Origin of the sequence: Pseudoalteromonas nigrifaciens (genome assembly GCF_002221505.1) — a bacterium.
GTDB lineage: Bacteria > Pseudomonadota > Gammaproteobacteria > Enterobacterales > Alteromonadaceae > Pseudoalteromonas > Pseudoalteromonas nigrifaciens.
Genome location: NZ_CP011036.1, coordinates 2,781,698 through 2,806,141, shown reverse-complemented (window position 1 = coordinate 2,806,141; position 24,444 = coordinate 2,781,698). Strand labels below are relative to the sequence as shown.

The following is a 24,444-nucleotide window of genomic DNA, read 5'->3' as shown; positions in this document are numbered from 1 at the left end:
AGGCTATAAACTATTTAAGGCCCAACACTGCTTTGCCTTGTTTAAAAGTAACATCAACCGGAATATTAGCTTGGCTTAGCTTTTCTAAATCCTCTGCTAGCTCTGCTTTAATATTACCGTGCGTAGCAATAAGCTGATCTACTTTTTGATAGTCGCCATCACCTTGAATGGTTAAAATTAAGCGCGATAATTTAGCCATAGCATGGCTCATTTTTTCCATATTTACACGGTATAAACCGGCTTCATTTTTAGAAAAAGCACCTTCTTGAGCAAAAAAGTTAAAGCGGATCATATTCGCTTTACCATGAGCACTAGATGCACCAAAACGTACTGAGCGGAATATACCAGCCATAAAGGTGGTGTAGTAATCCTCTAGTGTACCTTCAGTAATTTCGCCTTTTTTAAGTAGTTGCTCAATCATGTATAAACCTAAAATATCGGCTTTACCTTCCTCTAGCGCACTGGCGTGTTCTTGTAATGATTGGCGCACAGTACCCTTACCAGTAAGGGTATTTTTAATGCCTAAGCCATGAGCTACTTCATGGAACATGGTATTAGCAAAAAATGCATCAAAGGTAATATGCTTACGTTGCTCAGGCACAATAAGTTGCTCTGCAATTGGTACTAAAATTTTGTCAAACTTAGCGCGCATAGCATTTTTAAGTTGTAAACGGCGCGTGCCTTTTTCAAGCTGTACTTGCTCGTCGTTTGGTAAGTTTATTGCAATGGTTTTACTGCCCGCATTTGAGTGCCCTGCATAGTAAACAACGTCGTAGGCATTTAGGTCGGCGTCTGATCCCGGAACTTCTTGTTTGTATTTATCATCAACCGGTAAGCCTTTTTGTAGCTCAGGTAAAAAGGCAGCAAATTTAGCCAGGCGTTCGCTCCATGCTAAATCTTTAATTAATACATAAGACTCATAAGCAGCACGGTAACCAAACAATTGGTCTTCATAAGTTTCAATTGGACCAATAACCACATCTACTGGGTTATTTTTCATATCCATCCACGCAAAATCAGACGCTTGAAAGTCATCGTTTAGTAGCGCGTCTGCACGAAGGTTTAAATAGTTAGCAAACTCTTTATCGTCTGCTAGTTTACTTGCTTCACGTAGCAAGTTAGCAGCCTCTAAAAGCTCGGTTGCGTACTCTTTAGAGTATGGCACGCTGTAAAGGTTACCTTGCTCATCACGTTTAATAATAGAGTAAAGCCCATTTTTATCTGCAAGATCAGCTTTATTTAACTCTTCTTTAGTTATATCTGCAGGGTAAAACTGTGCACCAGTTGCTTTTTCTTTATAGCTTGATAAAAACACTTTATCGCCGTTTAAACGATCCCATGGACCGTAGTTTATGTCGGCAAATTTACGCACTTTGTCATCAGCTAGTTTAGCTAAAAATGACTCTTTATTTTCACCAAACGCTTGCTGCCAAAATAAATCATCCATAATTATTGAAGCATCTATAAGCTTTGCCACCATAGCTTTTTGGTTATCACTTAAATGTGATAAATCAGTTTGTAAGCTAAAGTCAGTGTAAATGTCTAAACGTTGTTTATCGGTATTTATAAGTGTTGGACCTACTGGCTTTACTTGCTCTGTTTTAACAGCCGTTTTATTACTAGAAGAAGGGGCTTGCTCTGAACAAGCACTAAGAAAAACGATGCCGGAGAGCATAATTGCTTGGCTAATTTTATTTAAATTCATTATTTTGCCTATTTAAAAGTAAGATTTATTATTTGTATGCAGTTCGCTAAGGCGCTTACTATCTTAAAAATACTGCCTTATAGTGACTGCATTAAAGCAAAACACCGTGGTAAATAGCAAGTTTTAGGCGTTAGAGGTGTAATTAACTGATGTTAAATAGTAAATAAAAAATAAATTTATGTAGTTTTGTTAGCTTTAACTATAAGTTAAGTAATACTAAAGCATATAATAACAACAATATAAGGCTTGTTTTAGCTTATAAATAACTAATCATAGGGATGTTATGTCTACTGAAAATGCATTGTTAACAATTTTGATTGATAGAATAAATAACGACACTTTGGTGCTGCCTACTTTACCTGAAGTAGCAATTAAAGTGCGCCAAGCTGCTGATAATAATGACGTAAACTTGATGCAAATGGCCGATGTGATTGCACATGATCCAGCACTAACAGCCCGTATGATTAAAGTAGCTAACAGTGCAATTATGGGGCGCTCAGTTAAGGTATCTAACTTACATCAAGCAGTTACTCGCATAGGCTTACGACAAATTAAAAATATTGCAACGGCTATGGCAATGGAGCAATTGTTTGTATCTAACAACGAGCTAATTAAAGGTTACATGGGCAAAGCGTGGCAAAAAACGTTAATAGTAGCGAGTCACTCAATTGCATTAATGGAATTTTACTTAAAGAATAATAAGCAAAACTCTTTAAATAGAGATTCGATTACCTTGGCATCATTAATTTATAATATTGGTGTATTACCCATTTTAACCGAAGCCGAACGCCATCCTGAGGTATTTGCTAATCCTAGCTTTTTAGCCCATGCAATTCAAAAGCTCAATGGTAAAATTGGTGGCTCTATAATGAAAGCGTGGGAGTTTCCTGATGAATTTGTTGATGTGGCGCAAAACTGGGCTGATGCCAGTCATCGCCCTGAGCAGGTAAGCTATATTGATTTTATTAGGATTGGTGCAATTTTAGAGGGCACGCTACAAGTGTCAGATAAGTCGGCCGCGCTACAGGTTTATATTAACAAAGGAATTATTCCTTCTATGCAGCTTTTCACCAGCGATGAGTATCACGCTATGGTTGACGATATAAAAGAGATGTTTTGCTAATAGTAATTAAGTAGTGAGTGTAAAAAAGCACGATTAAATCGTGCTTTTTTTGGCTTAACTTAGCAAGGGTTAGCGCTTAAGCTAAGTCGTCTATATCGCCTAAGCCTTGAGTTAGCTCTTCAAGTAGCTGTTTAATTTCTTCTGAAGCTAAAATAAAGTCAGCATCGAGTTTTACTGCCATGTCTTCTTTTGGAATATCAGCATTTTCTTCTTTTAAGGTATCGCTGTAGCTTAAACGCTTAATAGAACCGTCGTTTTGCAGCATAAACTTAACGCGTTCTTGCCAATCAAGTGCAAGCTTAGTAACACGTTTACCGGTTTCAAGGTGCGATTTAACTTCGTCGCACGATAGGTCGTGGCCTTTAAGCTTAACTTGCGCGCCACTATCATCTGCTTCTTCTAGCTCTGCATCTGAGCCAATTGCAAAGCCTTCAGGCGTGCTGAAGTTAGTTAACCAGTCGGTTAAAAATACATCTAGGTCGTAATTGGCAAATGCAGGTACTAAAGGCAGTGTGCCTAATGATTTACGCAAAAGTGCGAGTAACTCTTCGGCTTTGTTAAAACTGCCGCTATTAACCACAACCCAGCCGTTTTCTTGGTCAATAAATGCAAACTGTAAGCTCGACTTTTTAAATGCTTGTGGTAGCAGTGTATGTAAAATGTTTTCTTTTAATTCGTCTTTTTCTTTCTTTTTAACTGGGCGATTTTCTTCAGCTTCAATTAAATCGACTTTTTCTGCAACTAGCTCATTTATAACCGATGCAGGTAATACTTTTTCTTCGCGCTTAGCGCAAACTAAAATACTTTTTTGTGAAAAATGCGATAAAGTTTCGCCGTGTTTCCCAAACGCTTTTGTCCAGCCAAATGTAGCCAGCTCTTGGCCCGTACATGGACGAAATAAGTCTTGCTCTAATGCTTTGTCAAAATCTTCTTGTGTATACGAAACATCTTGTTTAAAGCGATAACATATAAGGTTACTAAACCACATAGGAATACAGATCCATTTGAAAAATTTGCACAATCATAGCAATAAAATCAGTATCTCGAAATGGCTGATTTTATTGTGGCATATTTAAAAAATAGCAAGTTGTTTTAAGGAGCGCAGTCATAATTGAGTATGTGTAATCTTGCTTGCTGTCGCTGCGCACTTGTTGCGCAATAAGTTGCTACACTTTTATACAGGCCGTTTAAAACTAAGTGCATATGTATTTAGCGTTTAGCTTTTTGCATTACACTATAGTTTAATGCTGGGTTTGATAATGCGCAGGCTAGGCCAAATATAAATAACTCTTGGTTGAATAAATTTCAATTTTGAAAAATTAACACGCCCTAGTGTATTTTACATTAATTCAGTTATAGTGAAGCTCGATATTTTTGAAGTTTTTCGGCTTTAAGTTTGGCTGAACGAGAGGTTGTTTTTATGCTGGCTTTAATGCATCGCCTTAGTAACTGGTTTTCATGATGAACTTTTCTATTTTAGTTTGTGACGATTCAGCAGTAGCCCGCAAACAAGTGATACGTTGCTTAAATGACTGTATAACCGCCGATATACGCCAAGCGATAAATGGAGTAGATGCGTTAGCGTTATTGAAAGAACAACATTTTGATTTAGTTTGCCTCGATTTAACTATGCCGATACTCGATGGTGTGCAGGTGTTGGAGCATATTAAAGCAGAAAAAATGGAGTGTTTTGTATTAGTCATTTCGGCAGATATTCAACAGCAAATGCAGCAGCGCGTAGCACAATTAGGTGTTATAGGGTTTATCGAAAAGCCAGTTGGCAAAATAATACTTAATAATATTTTGCATAAATTTGGCATTTACTAGAAGTTAAGATGAAAAAAAAGACTGTTTTATCTTCTTAATGAGGGTTGACAGTATAGCCTGTGTTAAGGCAGTCTTAAGCTATGAAAACATTTAGTCTTGCAGCGACCATTATTATTACAACCATCATCCTAACTGGATAGTGGCATAGGTCGGTGCAACAAATTTAAAGGCCTGTGTTCACTTAGAACCCAGGCCTTTTTTCGTTTTATGGAATGAGGAAACATAAAAAATGCGCGTTTTAAAATTTGGCGGATCATCGCTTGCCGACTTTGCTTGCTTAGAGATGGTTGCCGTGCTGGCAAAAGCACAATTAAAAGATGAAATGTTATTAGTGCTTTCAGCCCCCGGTGGCATGACAGATTCATTAGTTGCATTAGCCTCAGCGGCTGAGCAGGGTGAAGACTTTAGTCACTTGTGGCAAGCACTGGTAAATCGATGTGACGAGTTAAAAAAAGCAGTAGAGCAAGGCTATGGTGAAATTGAAAACTGGCCAAATTTTACCGAGCTTAAAAATAAACTTGATGGTGTATCACTGATTAAATGCTGCCCTGAGCAAGTACGTGCTTTTATTATTAGCTTTGGTGAGCGCGTTAGTGTGTCGTTAATGCAATGCTTACTCGGTGATTTAAACGCGCAGTACCTTGAAGCGACCAATTGCATAGTATCAACCGGTGGTTACATAGATGCAGAGGCAGACTTAGTTGCCAGTAAAGTGCGCTTTCAAGCCGTATTAAAAGAACAACCAGCAACTATTTATATTATGCCCGGTTTTACTGCCAGTAATGAGCAAGGCGAACTAACCACTTTGGGCCGAAATGGCTCAGATTATTCTGCGGCAATTGCGGCAGCTTGTTTAGAAGCCGATGTTTGCCAAATTTGGACTGATGTAGATGGTGTTTACAGTGCTGATCCGCGTTATATAAAAACCGCCACTAAAGTTGATTTTTTATCTTATAAAGAAGCGATGGAGCTTTCTTACTTTGGTGCAAAAGTATTACACCCTAAAACAATTTTACCCTGCGCTAAAGCGGGTGTACCGTGCGAAATTAAAAACACGCGTAACCCCAATGCACAAGGCTCACTTATTAGTAACGAGAGCGTTTCATCTGAGCCAGTAAAAGCACTATCAAGTTTACAAGATTTAGCAATGCTTACCGTGTCGGGCCCGGGCATGAAAGGTAAAGTAGGGATGGCATCTAAAGTATTTAATGCCCTTGCCCTTGATAATGTGTCGATTGTTTTAATTACCCAGTCATCGTGTGAGTTCAGTATTAGTTTTTGTGTTCATGAGGTCGATTTAGCGCTGGCACTTGAAGCGCTGCAAACCGCATTTAAATTAGAGTCTCAAGCAGGTTTAATTGAACCAATACAAGTAAAGCGTAACTTAGCTATTGTTACTTTGGTGGGCGATAATATGCGTGCGCACAAAGGTTTAGCGGCTAAGTTTTTTGCATCACTTGCTCAAGCACAAGTAAATATTGTAGCTATAGCCCAAGACTCTACCGAAAGTTCTATTTCGGCCGTGATCGATGGTGAACGTTGTAATGGCGCTGTAAAGGTTTGTCATGAGAATTTCTTTACCCATATTCCATCAATTGACGTGTTTTTATTAGGGTGTGGTTTAGTAGGTCAAGAGCTTATTGAGCAATTAGAGCGTCAACAAGCTTGGCTTGAAAAACGCAATATTAAACTTAAGCTTTATGGGGTTGCCAACTCTCGCCAGCTACACTTAGACAGTGAAGGTATTGCCTTTGATGACTGGCAGCAAAAGCTTGGCGCATCAGAGCAAGCTTTTGATTTAAAACTAGTTGAACAATTTGTACAGCAAAATCATTTAATAAACCCAGTATTAGTTGATTGTACTTCGTCAGATGCGTTATCGGCGCAATACGTAGACTTTTTAAATGCCGGTTTCCATGTCGTAGCCGCAAATAAAAAGGCCAATACAAGCTCGTATGCTTACTATCAAGACTTAATTGCAGCAACGCAAAAAAATGGCCGTAAGTTTTTATACGAAACCAATGTAGGAGCCGGTTTACCGGTACTTGATAACTTAAAATCGTTATTTGGTGCAGGAGACGAGTTACTAGAATTTAGCGGTATTTTATCAGGCTCGCTATCGTACATGTTTGGTGCGCTGCAAGATGGCTTGTCACTGTCTGAGGCAACAATTAAAGCTAAAGAAAGTGGCTTTACTGAACCTGATCCGCGTGATGACTTATCGGGGACAGACGTAGCACGAAAACTATTAATTATTGCCCGCGAATCTGGGATGCCACTAGAGCTAAGCGACATTGAAGTAGAGTCGGTATTACCGCACGGTTTTGCACAAGGCGATGATGTAAATACGTTTATGGAAAAGCTCCCTAGCCTAAACGCAGGTTTTAACGACCGAATAGCAAGTGCTGCCGCAGAGGGTAAAGTACTGCGTTACGTAGGCACAATTAAGCAAGGTCACTGTAAGGTAGGTATAGAAGCCGTTGATGCAAAGCATGCACTTTACGATATTCGTGATGGCGAAAACGCATTAGCAATTTTAAGTCAGTATTATCAGCCACGCCCATTTGTTATACGAGGCTATGGCGCAGGCTCGGCAGTAACAGCCGCTGGTGTATTTGCTGATATTTTAAAAACGTTATCGCGCTAGGAGCAAACAATGATTGAAGTATATGCTCCCGCATCTATTGGTAATTTTGCCGTTGGTTTTGACGCATTAGGCGCAGCTCTTGCACCTATTGACGGCAGTTTATTAGGCGATGTAGCCGTTGTTAGTGCCGCATCGAGTGATGAGTTTATTTGCTCTGGCGAATACGCGCATAAGCTACCAAGTGATGCCAGTGAAAACTTAGCGTATCAATGTTTAGTGCATTTTAGAGCGCATGTAGCGCCTAATATGCCAAGTGTAAAGTTGGAGCTGAAAAAGAACTTGCCCATAGGTTCAGGGTTAGGATCAAGTGCGTGTTCGGTGGTAGCAACCTTTGCTGCCCTAGATAAATTTGCCGGAACCAAGCTTAGCCAAGTTGAACTTATTGAGTTAATGGCCGACTTTGAGGCAGTTGTTAGTGGTGGTCGTCATTACGATAACATCACGCCATGTTATTTAGGTGGCCTGCAGCTAACTGGCGATTTAATTCCTAATAAATCAATTGCTTTACCAGTTGATGAAAACTGGTATTACGTTGCTGCGTTTCCTGGTTTTTCACTTAATACAGCAAAAGCACGCTCAGTTTTACCAAAAGAGTTGAGCATGCACGCAGGTGTAGAATTTGCGCAGCGTTTATCTGCCTTTAGTAGTTTATTGTTAATGCATCGCTTTGATGATGCATTAAGTATTATGCAAGACCATATAGCCGAGCCATACCGTGCGCCACTTATAACAGGCTTTAGTGAAGCAAAAGCGAGTTTGCCAGCGCTAGGCGCCGAAATTGTTAGTATTTCTGGTGCAGGGCCAACATTATTTACTGTGTGTAAAACATTAAAAGCTGCACAGCAGTGCGCGCAGTGGCTTGAAAGTAACTACATAAACGAGCAAGGTTTTTGCCATATTTGTAAATTAGATAACGACGGCACACGTCAATTAACAGTTTTATAGGATAGTAGTTATGCAATTACATAATTTAAAAGATAGTTCGCAACAAGTGTCGTTTGTTGAGGCAGTAAAAACGGGTTTAGGGCGTAATCAAGGGGTATTTTTTCCCGAGTCGTTAACACCACTAACGGATGTTGATGCACTAATTGATATGGATTTTGTAACCCGTAGTAGTAAAATACTCTCGCATTTAATTGGCGATGAATTACCAGCAGATACCGTTGCACATATGGTTAAAAATGCATTTAACTTTCCGGTTAAGCTGGTGGAAGTAGCAGAGAACACTTATTGCTTAGAATTGTTTCATGGGCCTACCTTAGCGTTTAAAGATTTTGGTGCGCGCTTTATGGCAGAGTGTTTAGCGCAGTTTAATCAAGGCGATAAAGTGACTATTTTAACTGCAACGTCGGGCGATACTGGCGCGGCGGTTGCACATGCGTTTTATAATAAGCCTAATATCGATGTGGTAATTTTATACCCTAAAGGTAAAATTTCACTGGCGCAGCAAAAGCTCTTTACTACATTGGGTGGCAACATTCATTGTTATGCGGTTGAAGGCAGCTTTGATGATTGCCAAGAGTTAGTTAAAAATGCCTTTTTAGATGAAGAAGTTAAATCTACACTGGGGCTTAACTCTGCTAACTCTATTAATATTAGTCGCTTAGTGGCACAAGTTTGTTATTACTTTGAGGCAATTGCACAATTACCAAAAGCAAAACGGGCTACTGCGCATATTTCGGTTCCAAGTGGTAACTTTGGTAATGTGTGCGCGGCAATGATAGGTGCTGTTATTGGTTTGCCTGTTGGCAAACTTAGTGCAACTACTAATCAAAACGATACAGTACCGCGCTTTATGCTGGATAAAAACTGGACGCCAAACGCGACACTTGAATCACTTTCAAATGCAATGGATGTAAGCAAGCCAAATAACTGGCCACGAGTGCAATCTATGCTCGACAACAATTGGTTTAGCTATGATAATTTTTATTCAACTAGCGTAAACGAGCAAGATACGCAAACAGTGATGAAAAATATTCAACAAACAGGTTATGTTGCTGAGCCGCATACCGCTATTGCATACCAAGGACTTGTTGAAAATCGCGCTCCTGGCGCTGCCGGAATCTTTTTAGCAACGGCTCATCCAGCTAAATTTAAAGACAGTGTTGAAGGTATTTTAAACATTGAACTAGCTATGCCAAAACCACTTGCAGATGCATTAGCCAAGCCATGTTTAGCTAATGATATAAATGCTGATTATGATGCCTTACGTACTGAAATACTTAAAAAATTAAGTTAAAAGTAAGATCTAATTAAAGCGGCCTTGGTCGCTTTTTTATAGGTATATTTTAGTGTGGATGTTAATACTTTCATTAGCTATATAAATATAATAATTAATATATATTTTAATTTGTTATGTAATGATTAAAAAATATCATCTTAAAAAGCCTGTGAAATAAATTCAATCCCTGTTTAAATATCCTCAACTTAAGAGCGTAGGCAAATAGTCGTTTTAAGCGTACAATAAAGCCTCTAAAAAATACCATACACCTTGCCCCAGGAGACCCCAATGTTAGAACGTAGCATGAATATTTCAGATTTTGACCCAGAGTTATTTGACGCAATTGCAAAAGAAACTGCGCGCCAAGAAGATCACATTGAATTAATCGCTTCTGAAAACTACTGTAGCCCACGCGTACTAGAAGCACAGGGTTCACAGTTAACTAATAAATACGCAGAAGGTTATCCGGGCAAACGTTACTATGGCGGTTGTGAGCATGTAGACGTTGTTGAGCAATTAGCGATTGACCGTGCTAATGAACTATTTGGTTCTGACTATGCAAACGTACAACCACATGCTGGTTCGCAAGCAAATGCGGCCGTTTTTTTAGCATTGTTAAACGCCGGTGATACCGTACTAGGTATGAGCTTAGCTCATGGCGGCCATTTAACGCATGGTTCACACGTAAACTTTTCAGGTAAGCTTTATAATGCAATTCAGTATGGCCTAGATGAAACTACAGGCGAAATTGATTACGCACAGGTTGAAGCGCTAGCGCTTGAGCACAAACCAAAAATGATTATTGGTGGCTTCTCAGCATACTCAGGTATTGTTGATTGGGCTAAATTACGTGAAATTGCTGATAAAATTGGCGCTTACTTTTTTGTAGATATGGCGCACGTTGCTGGTTTAATTGCGGCGGGTATTTACCCAAGCCCAGTTCCTCACGCACATGTTGTTACTACAACTACACATAAAACCTTAGCAGGCCCTCGTGGTGGTTTAATTATTTCGGCATGTGGCGACGAAGCTATTTACAAAAAGCTTAACAGTGCTGTTTTCCCTGGTGGCCAAGGCGGTCCTTTATGTCATGTTATTGCTGCTAAAGCTGTGGCATTTAAAGAAGCTCTACAACCAGAATTTAAAGTATATCAAACACAAGTTGTTAAAAATGCACAAGCTATGGTTGCTGTTATGCAGGAACGTGGCTACAAAATTGTATCTGACAAAACTGAAAACCACTTATTCTTACTTGATTTAATCAATAAAGATATTACCGGTAAAGATGCTGATGCTGCTTTGGGTAACGCTCATATTACAGTTAACAAAAACTCAGTGCCTAACGATCCACGTTCACCGTTTGTAACATCTGGCCTACGTATTGGTTCACCTGCAATCACTCGTCGTGGTTTTAAAGAAGCAGAATCTAAAGAGCTTGCTGGCTGGATCTGTGACGTACTAGATAACATCAATGATGAATCAGTACAGGCGCAAGTAAGAGAAAAAGTAAAAGCAATTTGTGCAAAACTACCTGTTTACGCTTAATAAAAGTAAAACAGTAATTTAGATCACAATCGCTTAGTTTTTTGCTAAGATAAAGGCCGCTTAAAAGCGGCCTTTTTTGTTTTTTAAAACGGAAGTACCTAGCTATGCATTGCCCATTTTGTACCGCAAAAGATACCAAAGTTATTGACTCTCGCCTGGTTGGCGGTGGTCACCAAGTGCGTCGTCGTCGTGAATGCAATGACTGCCATGAGCGTTTTACTACGTTTGAGGGCGCAGAACTGGTTATGCCACGGGTAATAAAACAAGATGGCAGCCGCGAACCCTTTAACGAAGATAAATTGTTAAATGGTTTAAACCGCGCACTGGAAAAACGCCCCGTAAGTACCGAACAAGTAGAAGAAGTAGTTAATATAATAAAGTCGCAATTACGCGCAACCGGTGAGCGAGAGGTTTCGAGCCATTTAGTGGGAGAGTGCATTATGGAAGCGCTTAAAAAGCTCGATAAAGTAGCTTATGTGCGCTTTGCCTCGGTGTATCGTTCGTTTGAAGATATTCGCGAATTTGGCGAAGAAATTGCCCGCTTAGGGGAGTAAGTATGCAAAGCGACTGTGTTTTTAACCAATATGACGAAATGTATATGGCACGTGCTATAGAATTGGCTAAAAAAGGCCGGTTTACTACCACGCCTAATCCAAACGTAGGTTGTGTATTAGTTAAAAACAATAAAATAGTAGGCGAGGGATTTCATCAGCTTGCCGGACAAGGGCATGCAGAAGTAAATGCACTTGCTATGGCTGGCAGTAAAGCAAAAGGCGCAACTGCTTATGTTACGCTTGAGCCATGTAGCCATTATGGTCGTACACCACCGTGCGCAGAAGGTTTAAAAGCCGCCGGTGTAGTAAAAGTAATTGCCGCCATGGTCGATAGTAATCCACAAGTGGCTGGTAAGGGGCTGAAAATACTTAGCGACGCTGGTATTGAGGTTGCGTATGGGTTACTTGAAGCACAGGCTAGGGCGCTTAATTTAGGCTTTTTTAAACGCATGGAGCATGGCCTGCCCTATGTAACGTGTAAAATGGCCGCCAGTATTGATGGTAAAACGGCACTTAATAATGGCCAAAGTAAGTGGATAACAGGCGCAGCAGCACGCCAAGACGTACAGTTATATCGTGCACAAAGTTGCGCTATTTTAACCGGTGCCGACACAGTATTAGTAGATGACGCTAAATTAAATGTGCGTAAAAATGAATTACCGCAGGCATTACCTACACAGTTACCGCTTCGCCAACCTGTGCGTGTTATTATTGACTCGCAAAATCGTTTAACCCCAAATCTTGCTTTATTTGCTATTGAAAGTGAAATAATAATTTTTACTACCAAGGTTGATAAATCGCAACATTGGCCGCATTTTGTAAAGCATATAGTAGTAACTGCTAGTAATTCAAAAGTTGATTTAACCGCGGTTTTAAAAAAACTCGCAAAGCTGCAATTTAATACTGTGTGGCTAGAGGCTGGAGCAACCCTTGCGGGTAAAATGGTTGAACTGGATTTAATAGATGAATTTATTTTTTATCTAGCGCCTAAATTAATTGGGTGTGATGGCAAGAGTTTAGTTAATTTTCCTGAGTTGATCAGTATGCAAAATACGATTAATTTAACTTTTAATGAGTGTACGCGTATAGGTGATGATTTACGTATTAGCGCAGTTAAAAGCTCATTAAAACCACTTGATAAAAAAGAGTAATGCTATGTTTACTGGGATAATAGAAGCCACAGGCAAAATTGCTTTATTACAAAAAAAACAAGGCGATTTAGCTATTCGTGTACAAAGCCCTGACCTTGATATGAGTGATGTTAAGTTAGGTGATAGTATTGCCACTAATGGTGTGTGTTTAACTGTTGTTGATAAACATGCAGATGGTTTTAGTGCCGACTTATCAAATGAAACCATAGATTTAACTGGTTTTGCTCATTACACATTAGGGCAAACAGTTAATCTTGAAAAAGCCATGCAACCGGTTTCGCGTTTAGGTGGGCATTTAGTGTCTGGCCATGTTGATGGCATTGCTACAATTACCGCCATTACGCCAAATGCACGTGCTACAGAATATTGGCTAACCACAGATGAAAACCTAATGAAATACATACCATACAAAGGTTCGGTATGTATTGATGGTATTAGCCTAACAGTGAACGCAGTAGAAGGTAATAAATTTAAATTAACGATTGTGCCCCATACTAGCGAGCAAACTACGATAGCTAATTTTAAAGTGGGCACCCAAGTTAATTTGGAAGTCGACCAAATTGCGCGTTATTTAGAGCGGCTTATAAAAGGCGCAGAGCAGCCTACGGGCGCTGATATTTCAATGAGCTTACTCGCAAAAGCGGGCTTTATTAAGTAACGCAACTAACAACTAATAAGAGTGAATTATGAACTTACACAGCGCAGAAGAAATTATCGCAGACATTAAAGCCGGTAAAATGGTTATTTTAATGGACGATGAAGACAGGGAAAATGAAGGCGATTTAATTATTGCCGCCGAGCATATTAGTGCAGAAGCTATTAACTTTATGGCCACGCATGGCCGTGGTTTAATTTGTTTAACTATGACGCAACAGCGATGCGAGCAACTTGATTTACCGCTTATGGTAAAAAATAACGGTGCTGCGTTTTCAACTAATTTTACAATGTCGATAGAAGCTTCAAAAGGCGTTACTACAGGTATTTCGGCAGCAGATAGAGCACGTACAGTACAGGCTGCTATAGCTAAAGGCGCAGTGCCTAGCGATATAGTACAGCCTGGGCATATTTTTCCTATAATGGCACAACCTGGCGGTGTTTTAACACGTGCTGGGCACACTGAAGCAGGCTGCGACTTAGCCCGTTTAGCAGGGCTTGAGCCTTCATCGGTTATTGTTGAAATACTCAATGCAGATGGCACTATGGCGCGCCGTCCTGACTTAGAAGTGTTTTCTAAACAGCACGATATTAAAATTGGCACCATAGCTGATTTAATTGAATACCGTAACTTAAACGAAACCACGATAGAGCAAGTGGCAAAGTGTAAGTTACCTACCGAGCACGGTGAGTTTGATTTAGTAACCTACAAAGACACCATTGACGGACAGCTACATTACGCATTAGTAAAAGGCGAAATAAAACAACAAGCGCCAACCGTAGTGCGAGTGCATTTACAAAGCACCTTTAACGATATTTTACTCTCAGATAGAAACTCTGAGCGTAGCTGGGGCGTGTCTGACGCAATGGCTTATATAGCTAAGCACAATGGTGTATTAGTTATTTTAGGCAAACAAGAAAGTACCGCAGAGCTTGAGGCAACCGTAAAGGCGTTTGCAGCCGAAGATTCGGGTGAAGATGTAACACCGAATAAATTTACAGGTACGTCTCGTACTGTAGGCGTGGGTTCACAAATTTTAGCCGATTTAGGCATTAAACAAATGCGCTTAATGAGTCGCCCTAAAAAGTATCATGCACTTTCAGGGTTTCATTTAGAAGTTGTTGACTACATAGAGCCGCAGTAATTAGACGCTAGGCTATTATTTTATTTTTATGGTATGATGCGCTGCAATTTTTGCGCAATCGAAATCGCTCAAACTTATTTTTAAGGTTATCAAATGAAAATTATTGAAGGTAGTAAGTACGCTCCGGGCAAAAAATTTGCCATTGTCATTTCTCGCTTTAATGACTTTATTGGTAGTAGCTTATTAGCAGGCGCTATTGATGAATTAAAACGCACAGGTGGTGTATCGGATGACGATATTACCGTGGTTTATGTACCTGGCGCGGTTGAATTACCTTTAGCAGCGAAACGTATTGCGGCAAAAAAACAGTATGATGCAATCATCGCTTTAGGCGTAGTGATCAGAGGTGGTACTCCACACTTTGACCTAGTTGCTGGCGAATCAAACAAAGGTCTTGCGCAAGTATCACTTGAGTATGATATACCGGTTGCATTTGGCGTATTAACCACAGAAAGCATTGAACAAGCAATTGAGCGTGCTGGCACCAAAATGGGCAATAAAGGCGGCGAAGCTGCTTTAGGCGCGCTTGAAATGGTTAATGTGTTAGATAAAATTTAAGTTTAAGGAATTTTTGTGAAACCAGCAGCAAGACGTAAAGCACGTATATTAGCACTTCAGGCCATTTATTCTTGGCAATTAAGTGGCAATGCAATTGCCGATATCGAACAACAAATGTTGATCGAAAACGACGTGACTAAAATTGATGTTGAATATTTTAAAGATTTAGCCAGTGGCGTTGCGGTAAATTATAAGCAACTAGACGAGGCTGTATCACCGCATTTAACCCGTCCATTCGATGAGTTAGATATGGTTGAACGCGCAATATTACGTTTAAGCAGCTATGAGCTAAAATTTCGTGAAGATGTTCCATACAAAGTGGCTATCAACGAAAGCATTGAATTAGCTAAAATGTTTGGCGCTGAAGATAGCCATAAATTTGTAAACGGTGTACTTGATAAAGCAGTTAAGCATTTACGTAAGTAATATTTAGTCAAATTTTGATAATTATTTTATCAGAACTGGCTGGTATAAATTACCGTTAAAAAGGAGAGCCGGCATAGGTCGGCTTTTTTGTGTATGAAGGAATTTGAATTAATTAATCGTTATTTTAAAGGTCGTGGTATTACTCGCCGTGATGTTAACTTAGGGATTGGAGATGACTGTGCATTAGTTACTGTGCCGCAAAATTGTCAGCTTGCTATAACAACCGATACGCTCGTTGCTGGTGTACATTTTTTTGATGACATTGAACCTCGCGCACTCGGGCACAGAGCATTGGCTGTAAATTTAAGTGATTTAGCGGCAATGGGGGCAGAGCCTACATGGGTTTCTATCGCTTTAACACTTCCGAGTATTGATCAGCAATGGATTGAAGAATTGACTGACGGCATGCATGAAATTGCCGAATATTTTAATGTACAAATAATAGGTGGCGATACGACTCAAGGACCTTTGAGTATTACTATTTGTGCAAAAGGTACAGTACCTGAAGGCACTGCACTATGCCGAAATGGCGCAAAAGTAGGTGACTGGATTTTTGTAACTGGGCCGTTAGGAGATGCGGGGCTTGCAATAGAGTCTCGCAAGCAAGGCTTAACGATTGAACCTGAGCATCTAAAACATATTAAAAAGCGCCTTAACTTCCCTACACCTAGAGTGGCTGCAGGGCAGGTATTACGTGGGCTTGCGTCTTCTGCCATTGATATTTCAGATGGTTTACTAGCCGATTTAGGCCATATACTAAATATGTCGCAGGTTAGCGCAACGGTTAATATTGAAAGCATACCCACCTCGGATGCAATGAAAGCTAGCCTTGATTTTGAACAACAATTACCGTTTATACTAAATTACGGCGACGACTATGAACTGCTTTATACCGTGCCTGATAGCAATAAAAGTATGCTTGATGTAAAACTGCGTCAATATGGCGTAGAGGCAATTTGTATTGGCCAAATAAAAAGTGGCGAAGGGCAAATTGACCTGTTACATAAAGGCGAAAAGTTTACTTTTAAGCACCAAGGTTTTGAGCACTTTTCTAAGGATTTAAGTTGAACAACAAGCGTTTATTTAACCTAAAGCGTCCACATCAGTTTTTTGGTTTAGGTTTTGGTACTGGGCTTGCACCTATAGCCCCAGGCACATTTGGTACTTTGGCCGCTTTACCTTTTATTTTTATAACCATGCACTACCCGTTGTGGTTACAAATAGTATTTGCTGTAGTGATCAGTGTTTTTGGTATTTGGGCTTGTGGCAAGACCGCAGATGATTTAGGGGTACACGATCACCCTGCGATTGTATGGGATGAAGTGGCAGGTTACTACATCACTATGATTGGTACGGCACTGAGCTGGCAAACATTATTGGTTGGTTTTTTACTGTTTCGTTTTTTTGATATAGTCAAACCAGGCCCTATCCGTGTGCTCGACAAGCGTGCCCATGGTGGATTTGGCATTATGATTGATGACGTACTTGCCGGTATATTTTCACTTATTTGTTTGCAAGCGCTGATAAAAGTAGGTTTACTACCCTTTTAGTTTATTATTTGATTGTTTAGCTAGGTGGCAGCAATATGATGCGATTTTTACTAGTTTTTGTACTACTAACCTGTGCTATGCCAAGTTGGGCCTCAATTACTGATTACGTAGTTAAACAATGGAATATTAAAGATGGACTCCCCTCGCAATCACTCAAAAGTGTTGTGCAAGACCAGCAAGGTTATATGTGGCTGGGAACTCAATTTGGTTTAAGTCGTTTTGACGGCAATACTTTTACCAACTACAACACGCAAAATAGTCTTTTTTTACCAAGTAATGGTATTAATAAATTACTAATAGATGGCCAAGGCTTTTTGTGGATCGGCACCAAAAATGGGTTAGTGGTTATTGACCCTGCAACACTTAGTGCACAAGAGTTTAATATTAAAGGCCCCGTTAGAGATATTTTAGAGGACTCTAAAGGCGGTATTTGGATAGCCGCTAATGGCCTGTATTATGTTGATCGTAGTTTGGTTGATTTACGCGATCAAACTAATGAGCCATCACCCATAGTTAATCCCACTGTTATTACTCAAATAGTTGGCTCTGTGAGCAAAATGGCGCTCGCACCTGAAGGTATTTGGTTAGTAAACGACAGACATTTACTGCGCCTGACAAAAAGCGCTGCCGACTTTTCTAAATTACGCTTAGAGCTTACTGCCAAAGTGTCATTACCCGACAGCTTAGCGCAAACCATAGTGCACGATCTCTCTTTTTTAAATGGTAATTTATATTTAGCCTCTGAGTTGGGTGCTTATTTTTTAGATTTAGATGACGAACTACGTTCTTTCCCACTGCCTAATGTGAATAACTCTGCAGTTTATAAATTTATGAGCGATACCAATGGTGGCTTATGGGTATCTACTTATGGGCGTTTATTATTTCGTGGCAAGTCAGGTGATTGGCAATGGGTTGAGCCAAGTCAGTTAGATCAAAGTATTTGGTTTGCTGACATGTTTCGCGATGATCAAAATAATGTTTGGCTAGCCAGTTTTAGTGAAGGTTTATGGCTGGCACACGAAGGTCGCATTGAGCGTCACTCGGCAATTTCTAAAATGACTGAAACGGTAATGGCGATTAGTAAATCACCCGATGACAAACTGTGGATAGCTAACAGAAGCGGTGTTGGTTACTTTGATACCAATAAAAACTTTATTAATATAATAAACAGTAGCAAGTATGGGCATGCCTCGGTGCATGATTTACAGTTTGATGGCGATCGGCTTTATATTGCTACTGGGCGTGGGTTATTCTTTTATGAAGACGACACACTTTACAGCTTTCCTGGGCGCGCATTAAACGACAACCCGGTATTTGCGATTAGCTCAGCTACCCGAGGCGGATTTTGGATTGGTACTGGCCGAGGTTTGTATCGACTCAATTATAGTGGTTTAAGGCCCTTTGCTTATAATGCATTTTTAGGCAGTAAGTTTATTACTTTTGTATTAGATGCACCAAACTTTGGCATTATCGGTACTAGTAAAGGCGCGTATTACTTTACTGACCGAGGAATAGAAAAAATAGGCGACCAAACTACCTTAGAAAGTGCTTATGTAACCAGTATTTTGCATATAGATGGAGTTGGAATATTAGTTGGCTCGTTAAACGATGGTTTGTTTTATCGTAGTGGACAAGGACAATGGCAGCAATTAGATGCGGCAAATGGCTTACCCTATGGTTCTATTTTTAGCTTAAAGTACGATGAAAAATTAAAAAGAATATGGGTAAGCACCATGAAAGGTGTTTATCGGATGCCGGTAGATCAATTTAAAACGCAGATCCAAAGCTTAAAAGTTGAAGAGGTTATTTCCTCGTTCGATCGCCAACTCGATGGTAAAGCCAGCCAATGTTGTAATGGCTTAGGGCATGACGCGGTTGTTGATATGGATAACTCCATTTGGTATCCCAGTTTACAAGGTGTAGTTGAAATACCTAAAAGCGTTGAGCTGTTTGGTTTACGTGGTTTAAAACCTAAAATAGAAACATTAACTACACCATTACGTAGTTTAACCACAGCTGCATTAGGTAATAAACCACGATTAAAAATAGACGAGCGCGATGTTACTTTAAAATACACAGCTATAGATTATTACGCGCCAAATAGTATTGAGTTTAGATATAAATTAAATGGTTTAGATACTGACTGGCGATACGCTAATACTCGCCGCGAAGCTATTTATACAAACCTTCCAGCCGGTGCATTTTTGTTTCAGTTAGAAACAAAACGCCAAGGCGAGGATTGGAACATAGCCCAATCTGTTGATTACGCTTTTGTAGTACCTGAGCGTTTTGATGAAACAATTTACTTTAGATTACTGATCACAAGTGGTTTCGTTTTATTGTTTTATTTAGTGTTTTGGGTATTTAGAGCGCAAGAGCGCCGTAAACAAGAAGTGTTAGAAGGGTTGATCACTGATCGTACCTTAGAGCTTCGCCAAGCAAACGATAAGCTTAATAAGGTTAACTCACAGCTTAAGCTGGTGAGCCATTCAGATGAGCTTACAGGGTTACGTAGCCGCCGCTTTTTGTTCGACCAACTACCTAAAGATATTGAACATTTTCAGCGTAACTCACAGTCACTGCAAGCGCAGGGCAAGTCGCTAGTATTATTAATTATAAACTTAGATAATTTTAGCCGTATTAACGATGCGTATGGGCCAATTGCCGGAGATAGTTGTTTGCAGCAAATGGCGGTATTACTGAATTCGCGTACTCAGGGCTCAGATTATGTGGCACGTTGGAGCGGCGATGAATTTTTACTTTTATTACGTGACTTTAAATGTAACTTAATTGACAGCTATGTGTCGGATCTTTGCCAAGGAATTGCCGAACATGGATTTCAATTGCCAAATGGTAAAAGCACTCATATTTCGGCCTCAATTGGTTGGTCGTTTTATCCGCTACCATTATTAGGTGGCCAAGTTATTAGCTGGGAAACCTCGATTAATTTAGCTGATATTGCACTGCATCAAGTTAAAAAACGCGGTGGCGATGGGGTCGCTAATATTACCTTTGATGAGCAGTTAGATGCGTTTGAGTTTGAGCAAAACCCTAATGTTGAACAGCAAATAGGCTTGCTACAAGCCAATGGTTTAGCTGATATTAAAGTATGGATGCGATAAGTAACTAATATTTAGATATTAAAAAAGGAGCCTAGGCTCCTTTTTTAATATGCTTTAAATGAGTAGGAGGTTAATTAATAAACGCTTTGATAGCAGTTAATATTCCTTGCTCGCCTAAGCCCATTTCGTCGTGCATTTCGTCTTGTGTACCGTGCTTAATAAATTCATCAGGGATACCCAAGTTAAGAATGCTAACCTGTGCTTTTTGCGTTGCTAAATACTCATTAACCGCAGAGCCAGCACCGCCAGAAATTGCATTGTCTTCAAGCGTTACTATTACATCGTGGCTGTTTATTAACTCATTGAGTAACGCAGTATCAAGCGGTTTAATAAAGCGCATATTAACTAAAGTCGCATTGAGTTCATCAGCTGCTAGTTGCGCGTTTTCAAGTAATGTACCAAATGACAATATAGCCACTTTAGCACCTTGCTTAACAACATCGGCTTTACCAATTTCAAGTAATTGCATATTAGTTGCAATTTCTGCCGTACCAGCACTACCACGCGGATAACGCACAGCAACAGGGCAATTTGCTTGATAACCAGTATATAACATGTGGCGACACTCATTTGTATCGCTTGGCGCCATAATGACCATATTTGGAATGCAGCGCATAAAGCTTAAATCGTACGCACCTTGATGTGTTTCGCCGTCTGCGCCAACAATACCAGCACGGTCAATAGCGAATAACACAGGTAAGTTTTGCAGCGCTACATCGTGAATTAGCTGATCGTACGCACGTTGTAAAAAGCTTGAGTAAATTGCGACAACGGGTTTTAAGCCTTCACAAGCAAAACCAGCGGCTAGGGTTACAGCGTGCTGCTCGGCAATCGCAACATCAAAATACTGATCAGGATGCTCTTTTGAAAAACGCACCATGCCAGAGCCTTCGCGCATAGCCGGTGTTATCGCCATAAGCTTGCTGTCTTGCTTTGCTATGTCGCATAACCAGTCGCCAAATACATTAGAAAATGTAGCCGCACCGGGTTTTGATTTAGGTAAACTTGATGTATTAGGATCAAACTTAGGTACGCCGTGATAGCCAATAGGGTCGGCTTCAGCGGGTTTATACCCTTTGCCTTTTTGGGTTTTTATATGCAGTAATTGCGGGCCTTTTAAGTTACGCATATTACGCAGCGTATCTACTAACATGTTTACATCATGGCCATCAATTGGGCCAATATAATTTAGGCCTAATTCTTCAAAGAAGGTACCAGGGATCATCATCCCTTTAATATGCTCTTCCATTTTACTGGCAAGTTGCTTAACTGGTGGCACACCCGAGAGTAGTTTTTTACTACCTTCGCGAATGTTAGTATAAAAGCTACCCGATAAAATACGGGCAAAGTGATTTGTTAACGCGCCAACGTTTTCAGAAATCGACATTTCGTTGTCATTTAAAATGATCAACATATCTGATTTTACATCACCTAAGTGGTTCATGGCTTCAAAAGCCATGCCTGCTGTAATAGCACCATCGCCTATAACGGCAACCGTTTTGCGTCCTTTACCTTCTTTTTGCGCAGCAATAGACATGCCCAACGCAGCTGAAATAGAGGTACTAGAATGGCCCACACTAAACGTATCGTATTGGCTTTCTTCGCGAAATGGGAAAGGGTGCAAGCCATCTTTTTTACGAATGGTGTGCATTAAATCGCGACGCCCGGTGAGTATTTTGTGTGGGTAAGCTTGATGGCCTACATCCCATACAAGGCGATCATCTGGGGTGTTATACACATAATGTAGTGCCACAGTGAGCTCTACGGTACCTAAACCAGACGCTAAATGCCCGCTACTTTGCGATACCGAGTTGAGTAAGTAGTCACGCAACTCATGGCTAAATGCAGGAAGCTTATCTTGTGCTAAGTCTCGCAAGTGGGCTGGTTCGTTAACCAAATTAAGTAATGGATACTTGCTGCTATCAAGTGTCATGGTTTTATATATGTCCTTCGCTAACATCAACTAACTGTGCAAACGCGTTGTTTGAGTTATTTGATGTTCAGTAATAATTTTAGTGCTAAGTTGCAATACATTTAAGCCGTGTTTAGTGGTCACGTTCAATTAAATAGTTAGCTAGTGACGCTAAAGCACTGGTATCGGCGTCTATATTTGCTAACGCTGCATGGGCTTGTTGTATTAAGTTTTGCGCTTTTTCTTTAGCGCCTAGCATACCTAATAAAGCGGGATATGTCGCTTTATTCGCAGCGATATCTGACCCTTGAGGCTTACCTAAAGTAACGGTATCGCCTTCTACGTCTAAAATATCGTCATGTACTTGAAATGCAAGCCCTATGGCATAGCCAAAAGTGACTAAATTTTCTAACGTGTTTTGACTAACATTGTTCGAGCACAAAGCCCCCAGTGTAATTGCACAGCTTATTAGCGCACCGGTTTTTAACTTATGAATACGCTCAAGTTCAGCCACGGTTATTACTTTATCAGTAGCTGCAATATCAAGCCCTTGGCCTGCCACCATACCTTGTAACCCAGAGGCATGTGCCAGTTCAGCAATCATTTTAACTTGAGCTTGAGCACTACAGTTAAAATTATGCTTGGCTATTAACTCAAATGCTAAAGCTTGCAGTGCATCACCGGCTAAAATTGCGTGTGCTTCACCGTACACTATATGACAGGTTGGGCGTCCGCGACGCAATTCATCATCATCCATAGCTGGTAAGTCATCGTGAACTAACGAGTAGCTATGAATACATTCTATAGCTGCAGCAAGTACGTCTAAATCTTGCTTATCTGCGCCGAGCATTTTACCCGTTGCGTAAACCAAAAAAGGACGCAATCTTTTGCCGCCATTCATTAAACTATAATGGGTGGCGGCTTTTATGGTCTCGTCAGTATTAAGCGATTGGTCAAAATAAAGGTTAAGAGTATTGGCTACATCAGTTTGAGCATGTGTAATAAGTTCTTTAATAGTCACGGCTATTCCATATCATTATCAAAGTCGGTTAATACAGACTTCTCATCTTTGCCCATTAAAATAGCCACCTTTTGCTCAGCTTGTTGCAACTTACTAGACGATGCGCCTGCTAAAGCAATGCCACGCTCAAACTGTTTTAATGACTGCTCAAGCGATAAATCACCTTGTTCCATTTCACTAACGATTGTTGTTAATTCTTCTAGTGCTTGCTCGAAACTTAAGTTTTCAGGTTTTTTAGTCGCCATCTTTATTTCAACTTACATAATAAATTTAGAAGTCAATTTTAGGGGGAATGCTAAACTAGGTCAAAGGATGAAATGGTTTTTTCGTTAATAAACGTTTTATGTTTTAAAAAATTGATAATTAGATAGATTACACAAGTTGATCTAGAATAGTGCTTAATCCAGCTTTTTATGTTTATCTATAAAAAATGGCTTAAGCAATTCAGTATCTTGCCGATAAACAATTAATAACAAACGTTTGCATATAAAAGCAAAAACCTTTGGAGGGAATGTGGATTTAGCAACCATTATTGGGATCCTTGGCGCAATTGGCTTAATTGTCATGTCCATGTTTATGAGTAGTAGCGGTGAAATGGCTATGTTTTACAACACGCCCTCTGTTGTAATCGTATTTGGCGGTTCATTATTTATCGTTTTATCAAACTTTACTATGTCACAGTTTTTTGGCATAGGTAAGGTGGTTACCAAAGCGTTTATGTTTAAGCTTGAGTCGCCAGAAGAGTTAATCGAAAAAGCAGTTGAACTTGCAGATTCAGCACGTAAAGGCGGGTTTTTAGCACTTGAAGAGGCAGAAATACCGAATCCATTTATGCGCAAAGGCGTTGACATGCTAGTAGATGGCCACGACGCAGACGTAGTGCGGGCCACACTGCAAAAAGATATTTCATTAACTACAGCACGGCATGAGTCGGGTGCTACTTTATTTAAATCTTTGGGTGATATAGCCCCAGCAATGGGAATGATAGGCACCTTAATAGGCTTAGTTGCGATGTTATCTAATATGGATGATCCTAAAGCAATTGGTCCGGCTATGGCGGTGGCATTGTTAACCACATTATACGGCGCATTTTTAGCTAACGTAGTCGCTATTCCTATTCAAACAAAATTGGAGCTGCGTAAAGACGAAGAGGCAATGAATCAACGTTTAATTTTAGATGCGGTTTTAGGTATTCAAGATGGTCAAAATCCAAAAGTAATAGAAGGTATTTTGAAAAACTATCTAGCTGAATCAAAACGTAAAGTAAACACTGAGGATTAACT

At 40.0% G+C, this 24,444-nt stretch carries 21 protein-coding genes; 16 read left to right on the top strand and 5 right to left on the bottom strand.

Annotation, left to right across the window (positions count from 1 at the left end):
* Positions 1 to 10: 10 nt before the first annotated feature.
* Positions 11 to 1,705, bottom strand: coding sequence for a dipeptidyl-peptidase 3 family protein (locus PNIG_RS13275; RefSeq protein ID WP_011329033.1), 1,695 nt, complete (start codon positions 1,703 to 1,705; stop codon positions 11 to 13).
* 283 nt (positions 1,706 to 1,988) lie between these two features.
* Here PNIG_RS13275 and PNIG_RS13270 point away from each other — a divergent pair, with 283 nt between their 5' ends.
* On the top strand, positions 1,989 to 2,828 hold the full coding sequence (locus PNIG_RS13270) for an HDOD domain-containing protein (RefSeq protein WP_089368682.1): 840 nt from the start codon (positions 1,989 to 1,991) through the stop codon (positions 2,826 to 2,828).
* A gap of 76 nt (positions 2,829 to 2,904) precedes the next feature.
* Here PNIG_RS13270 and rdgC read toward each other — a convergent pair whose 3' ends face one another.
* Positions 2,905 to 3,816 carry a recombination-associated protein RdgC gene (gene rdgC / locus PNIG_RS13265; protein WP_089368681.1) on the bottom strand — a complete coding sequence of 304 codons (912 nt, stop codon included), beginning with the start codon at positions 3,814 to 3,816 and terminating at the stop codon, positions 2,905 to 2,907.
* Between the two features lie 470 nt (positions 3,817 to 4,286).
* On the opposite strand from rdgC, the gene PNIG_RS13260 reads away from it, so the two are divergent.
* The 14 genes from PNIG_RS13260 to PNIG_RS13195 all read left to right on the top strand — a co-directional run bounded on the left by PNIG_RS13260 (position 4,287) and on the right by PNIG_RS13195 (position 20,228).
* The gene (locus tag PNIG_RS13260) at positions 4,287 to 4,655 is read left to right on the top strand and encodes a response regulator (protein ID WP_086993178.1); all 369 of its coding nucleotides are present in this window, start codon (positions 4,287 to 4,289) and stop codon (positions 4,653 to 4,655) included.
* A gap of 229 nt (positions 4,656 to 4,884) precedes the next feature.
* The gene (gene thrA / locus PNIG_RS13255) at positions 4,885 to 7,302 is read left to right on the top strand and encodes a bifunctional aspartate kinase/homoserine dehydrogenase I (RefSeq protein ID WP_011329029.1); all 2,418 of its coding nucleotides are present in this window, start codon (positions 4,885 to 4,887) and stop codon (positions 7,300 to 7,302) included.
* Between the two features lie 9 nt (positions 7,303 to 7,311).
* Complete coding sequence (gene thrB, locus PNIG_RS13250; protein WP_011329028.1) at positions 7,312 to 8,247, top strand: homoserine kinase; 936 nt, start codon at positions 7,312 to 7,314, stop codon at positions 8,245 to 8,247.
* A gap of 10 nt (positions 8,248 to 8,257) precedes the next feature.
* The gene (gene thrC / locus PNIG_RS13245) at positions 8,258 to 9,541 is read left to right on the top strand and encodes a threonine synthase (protein WP_089368680.1); all 1,284 of its coding nucleotides are present in this window, start codon (positions 8,258 to 8,260) and stop codon (positions 9,539 to 9,541) included.
* Positions 9,542 to 9,811: 270 nt separating this feature from the next.
* Entirely contained in the window at positions 9,812 to 11,068 is a 1,257-nt protein-coding gene (glyA, locus tag PNIG_RS13240; RefSeq protein WP_011329026.1) for a serine hydroxymethyltransferase, read from the top strand.
* 104 nt (positions 11,069 to 11,172) lie between these two features.
* Positions 11,173 to 11,622 (top strand): transcriptional regulator NrdR, encoded by a 450-nt coding sequence (gene nrdR, locus PNIG_RS13235; protein ID WP_011329025.1) that lies wholly within the window; start codon positions 11,173 to 11,175, stop codon positions 11,620 to 11,622.
* A gap of 2 nt (positions 11,623 to 11,624) precedes the next feature.
* The gene (gene ribD / locus PNIG_RS13230) at positions 11,625 to 12,773 is read left to right on the top strand and encodes a bifunctional diaminohydroxyphosphoribosylaminopyrimidine deaminase/5-amino-6-(5-phosphoribosylamino)uracil reductase RibD (protein ID WP_089368679.1); all 1,149 of its coding nucleotides are present in this window, start codon (positions 11,625 to 11,627) and stop codon (positions 12,771 to 12,773) included.
* A 4-nt stretch (positions 12,774 to 12,777) separates the two neighbouring features.
* Complete coding sequence (locus PNIG_RS13225; RefSeq protein WP_086993175.1) at positions 12,778 to 13,431, top strand: riboflavin synthase; 654 nt, start codon at positions 12,778 to 12,780, stop codon at positions 13,429 to 13,431.
* Between the two features lie 28 nt (positions 13,432 to 13,459).
* Entirely contained in the window at positions 13,460 to 14,572 is a 1,113-nt protein-coding gene (ribBA, locus tag PNIG_RS13220; protein WP_011329022.1) for a bifunctional 3,4-dihydroxy-2-butanone-4-phosphate synthase/GTP cyclohydrolase II, read from the top strand.
* Between the two features lie 93 nt (positions 14,573 to 14,665).
* Complete coding sequence (ribH, locus tag PNIG_RS13215; protein WP_011329021.1) at positions 14,666 to 15,130, top strand: 6,7-dimethyl-8-ribityllumazine synthase; 465 nt, start codon at positions 14,666 to 14,668, stop codon at positions 15,128 to 15,130.
* Between the two features lie 15 nt (positions 15,131 to 15,145).
* Positions 15,146 to 15,556 carry a transcription antitermination factor NusB gene (gene nusB / locus PNIG_RS13210; protein ID WP_011329020.1) on the top strand — a complete coding sequence of 137 codons (411 nt, stop codon included), beginning with the start codon at positions 15,146 to 15,148 and terminating at the stop codon, positions 15,554 to 15,556.
* A gap of 93 nt (positions 15,557 to 15,649) precedes the next feature.
* The gene (gene thiL / locus PNIG_RS13205) at positions 15,650 to 16,624 is read left to right on the top strand and encodes a thiamine-phosphate kinase (protein WP_041454538.1); all 975 of its coding nucleotides are present in this window, start codon (positions 15,650 to 15,652) and stop codon (positions 16,622 to 16,624) included.
* A complete protein-coding gene (locus tag PNIG_RS13200) occupies positions 16,621 to 17,106 on the top strand; it encodes a phosphatidylglycerophosphatase A family protein (protein WP_089368678.1) in 486 nt (161 codons plus the stop codon). The genes thiL and PNIG_RS13200 overlap by 4 nt, the downstream gene beginning before the upstream one ends.
* A 35-nt stretch (positions 17,107 to 17,141) precedes the next feature.
* Positions 17,142 to 20,228 carry a ligand-binding sensor domain-containing diguanylate cyclase gene (locus tag PNIG_RS13195; RefSeq protein WP_011329017.1) on the top strand — a complete coding sequence of 1,029 codons (3,087 nt, stop codon included), beginning with the start codon at positions 17,142 to 17,144 and terminating at the stop codon, positions 20,226 to 20,228.
* 70 nt (positions 20,229 to 20,298) lie between these two features.
* On the opposite strand, the gene dxs is transcribed toward PNIG_RS13195, so the two are convergent.
* The 3 genes from dxs to PNIG_RS13180 form a co-directional block, all read right to left on the bottom strand.
* Entirely contained in the window at positions 20,299 to 22,161 is a 1,863-nt protein-coding gene (gene dxs, locus PNIG_RS13190; protein ID WP_086993171.1) for a 1-deoxy-D-xylulose-5-phosphate synthase, read from the bottom strand.
* Between the two features lie 112 nt (positions 22,162 to 22,273).
* Entirely contained in the window at positions 22,274 to 23,161 is an 888-nt protein-coding gene (ispA, locus tag PNIG_RS13185) for a (2E,6E)-farnesyl diphosphate synthase (RefSeq protein WP_089368677.1), read from the bottom strand.
* Between the two features lie 2 nt (positions 23,162 to 23,163).
* Entirely contained in the window at positions 23,164 to 23,406 is a 243-nt protein-coding gene (locus PNIG_RS13180) for an exodeoxyribonuclease VII small subunit (protein WP_011329014.1), read from the bottom strand.
* 268 nt (positions 23,407 to 23,674) lie between these two features.
* Between PNIG_RS13180 and pomA the strand changes: the two genes are divergently transcribed.
* Complete coding sequence (gene pomA / locus PNIG_RS13175; RefSeq protein WP_041454537.1) at positions 23,675 to 24,442, top strand: flagellar motor protein PomA; 768 nt, start codon at positions 23,675 to 23,677, stop codon at positions 24,440 to 24,442.
* Positions 24,443 to 24,444 lie beyond the last annotated feature (2 nt).

What these genes read in the sequence shown, in the direction of transcription:
- PNIG_RS13275 (WP_011329033.1), bottom strand. Translation starts at nt 1,705, where the DNA reads ATGAATTTAAATAAAATTAGCCAAGCAATTATGCTCTCCGGCATCGTT.
- PNIG_RS13270 (WP_089368682.1), top strand. Translation starts at nt 1,989, where the DNA reads ATGTCTACTGAAAATGCATTGTTAACAATTTTGATTGATAGAATAAAT.
- rdgC (WP_089368681.1), bottom strand. Translation starts at nt 3,816, where the DNA reads ATGTGGTTTAGTAACCTTATATGTTATCGCTTTAAACAAGATGTTTCG.
- PNIG_RS13260 (WP_086993178.1), top strand. Translation starts at nt 4,287, where the DNA reads ATGATGAACTTTTCTATTTTAGTTTGTGACGATTCAGCAGTAGCCCGC.
- thrA (WP_011329029.1), top strand. Translation starts at nt 4,885, where the DNA reads ATGCGCGTTTTAAAATTTGGCGGATCATCGCTTGCCGACTTTGCTTGC.
- thrB (WP_011329028.1), top strand. Translation starts at nt 7,312, where the DNA reads ATGATTGAAGTATATGCTCCCGCATCTATTGGTAATTTTGCCGTTGGT.
- thrC (WP_089368680.1), top strand. Translation starts at nt 8,258, where the DNA reads ATGCAATTACATAATTTAAAAGATAGTTCGCAACAAGTGTCGTTTGTT.
- glyA (WP_011329026.1), top strand. Translation starts at nt 9,812, where the DNA reads ATGTTAGAACGTAGCATGAATATTTCAGATTTTGACCCAGAGTTATTT.
- nrdR (WP_011329025.1), top strand. Translation starts at nt 11,173, where the DNA reads ATGCATTGCCCATTTTGTACCGCAAAAGATACCAAAGTTATTGACTCT.
- ribD (WP_089368679.1), top strand. Translation starts at nt 11,625, where the DNA reads ATGCAAAGCGACTGTGTTTTTAACCAATATGACGAAATGTATATGGCA.
- PNIG_RS13225 (WP_086993175.1), top strand. Translation starts at nt 12,778, where the DNA reads ATGTTTACTGGGATAATAGAAGCCACAGGCAAAATTGCTTTATTACAA.
- ribBA (WP_011329022.1), top strand. Translation starts at nt 13,460, where the DNA reads ATGAACTTACACAGCGCAGAAGAAATTATCGCAGACATTAAAGCCGGT.
- ribH (WP_011329021.1), top strand. Translation starts at nt 14,666, where the DNA reads ATGAAAATTATTGAAGGTAGTAAGTACGCTCCGGGCAAAAAATTTGCC.
- thiL (WP_041454538.1), top strand. Translation starts at nt 15,650, where the DNA reads ATGAAGGAATTTGAATTAATTAATCGTTATTTTAAAGGTCGTGGTATT.
- PNIG_RS13195 (WP_011329017.1), top strand. Translation starts at nt 17,142, where the DNA reads ATGATGCGATTTTTACTAGTTTTTGTACTACTAACCTGTGCTATGCCA.
- dxs (WP_086993171.1), bottom strand. Translation starts at nt 22,161, where the DNA reads ATGACACTTGATAGCAGCAAGTATCCATTACTTAATTTGGTTAACGAA.
- PNIG_RS13180 (WP_011329014.1), bottom strand. Translation starts at nt 23,406, where the DNA reads ATGGCGACTAAAAAACCTGAAAACTTAAGTTTCGAGCAAGCACTAGAA.